Here is a 2,492-nt window from a genome sequence, read left to right on the forward strand (position 1 = left end):
GACAACATAGTAAGTGTCAATGCTTTTGCGGTTGCCTAAAAACATTGACACTTACATAATCTGAAGTTTTTTTGATTATTGCATCAAGGCGTTTTAAAATACTGGTGTGTAGGTTTTTCATAATAATACGACCTTTCTTAAAAACCTACTTTGAAAGAACCAAACAAATATAAGGCGGGTGAGAATGAATATCTTTCTCACTTTTTATTTTAGAATAGTAGTAGAGGGAGTTTAACAAACTCGCCCCTCTCATTGCACCGGACGTACGGTTCCGTATCCGGCGCTATATTTGTAATTATTTACGAGACAGATAGTATTCTAGCGGATCGACCAAACCTGGGCGATCCGCTTTGCTTATGCCCGATACTTTTGGGCTAAGCAAAAAGTTAATGACATGACCAGTACTGCGTTTATACCAACCCAAGCGGGTATTCGCTACCTTATGAATGTCTTCATCACTAAAGTTACACTTTAAGGCCTTGTTGATCCGCATTAAATTAATGTATATTCGTTTTGGTAGTTTCCATTGCTTAATGATTACCACCCGTACTTTATGGCGCAGCCATTGACTGAACTTAATTAGAAAATATTTCATGTCGCCAATTCTAAAGTAATTGACCCAGCCTCTAACTACTTGATTTATCTTAGTAAAGACTAGTGATAAAGGCTGAGCAACTGCTTTTCTACGACAGAGAAGTTCTCTAATTTTGTCATAAAGCTTGGTCTTGCGGTCGTCACCTGGCTTTGCTTGCCAAGAGTCGCCACTTTTCCAGAAAGTAAAGCCAAGAAAGTTGCTCTTGGTTGGTCGTACAACTTTGGTTTTGGTTGTGTTGACCTTTAGGAATAGCTTTCTTTCTAACTATGATGAAATCGACTTCATCACCCGGTTAGCTGACTTACTACTTTTGACAAATATATTGGAGTCATCGGCATAGCGCACAAAGTGTAAACCTCTTTGTTCCAATTTCTTGTCCATTTTATCTAAGTAAATATTAGACAAGCTTGGTGAAAGAGAGTTACCTTGTGGTACACCAAGCTTATTTGGCTTAACCAAACCATCCTCCATAACACCGGCTTTCAGAAATGACCGTATCAAATGGAGAGTGGGTTTGTCATTTACTCTTTCTCTTAGAATTGAAATTAATTTATCATGATTAACTGTGTCAAAGTATTTCTCAATATCCAGATGACCCATTGATAGCCTGCGTTTAAGTATTCTAAGACTTCTTCAATAGCGTCATGGGCACTGCGTCTAAGTCTAAAGCTATAACTATGCCTACTAAAATGAGGATCATAAATCTTCATTAGTACTTGAGAAATTGCTTGTTAGATTACCCGGTCAACGACCGTTGGTATTCCTAAAGGACGTTTCTTGCCATTAGCTTTAGGTATGTAGACTCTGCGAACAGCATGCGGACGATACTTCATTTTCATGATTGCATCTTTGATTTCTGCTTGATGCTTCTTGAAATAGCTATCAAGTTCATCTACTGTTCTTTTGTCTACTCCTGGAGCACCTTTATTGATCTTAACTCTTCGAATAGCTTCTTTAAGATTACTCTGACTTAGAATTTGTTCAATTAATTCCATCTCGTGATATCTCCATTTCTACTCATAAATTTATTCAAAATCGTCCCAATTGCTTTCACCATCAAAGAGTTACGTTCTCTTTGTGCTAGGCTATCCTCTTATTCGGACTGTCTGAACATTGCTTATAGTGGGATATACTCTTACAAACATTAGGTCCTTGGCTCCAGTCTCATTACAAGACCTTCATCACTACTAGCGTCCTCATGACTTCTCGCGATAAAACTTTTTCGACCAGGCTTACGATCGCTGATATTAAAGTTTACTCGACTTCACCTGTCCGCGAGACCTCTCGGGGTAAGACAATCATCTATTGTTTTCCACTGCCTCCTGGTTTACCGTCTTGGTTTTACGGTTGTCTTTCGGACTTCGACTTGTGATGCAGTCTTATCCACCATTTGGCCTGACCAGGTTTCTGTACGTAGACTCTGAAAACTCGCTAGCCACTTCCTTCCCCCCATAACATCACTATTACCGGCTTGTGGTTCACTACACTTGGCGACAACTGCCCGTGATCTAGTCTTTCACTAGACTAGATGAGATGCCATGCCCGACACACAACAAACATACTAACCTAGTGTTAGATAATTATTCGACGGGATGATTATCTAGCACTTTTATTTTTGCTTTAAAATAAAAGTTGAGGTAAAGCACTTGATGTCGTACGACAAACGGGCAGCTTCACCGGCTTTTCAGGGAATTTCATTGGAGTATGTGGGCTTTTAAAGCCTAGTTTAGAAAATTAAATTTTTGCTTTAAAATAAAAGTTGAGGTAAAGCACTTGATGTCGTACGACAAACGGGCAGCTTCACCGGCTTTTCAGGGAATTTCATTGGAGTATGTGGGCTTTTAAAGCCTAGTTTAGAAAATTAATGACTGAAAAATCAATGTGAAGAGCAACTTTA

The 2,492-nt window shown here is 39.0% G+C and carries 1 pseudogene; it reads right to left on the reverse strand.

The window, feature by feature from the left end:
- Positions 1 to 295 precede the first annotated feature (295 nt).
- A pseudogene (gene ltrA, locus EJK17_RS12070) lies at positions 296 to 1,590 on the reverse strand (group II intron reverse transcriptase/maturase).
- Positions 1,591 to 2,492: the final 902 nt, after the last annotated feature.

It is taken from the genome of Lactobacillus xujianguonis (assembly GCF_004009905.1).
GTDB classification, from domain to species: domain Bacteria; phylum Bacillota; class Bacilli; order Lactobacillales; family Lactobacillaceae; genus Lactobacillus; species Lactobacillus xujianguonis.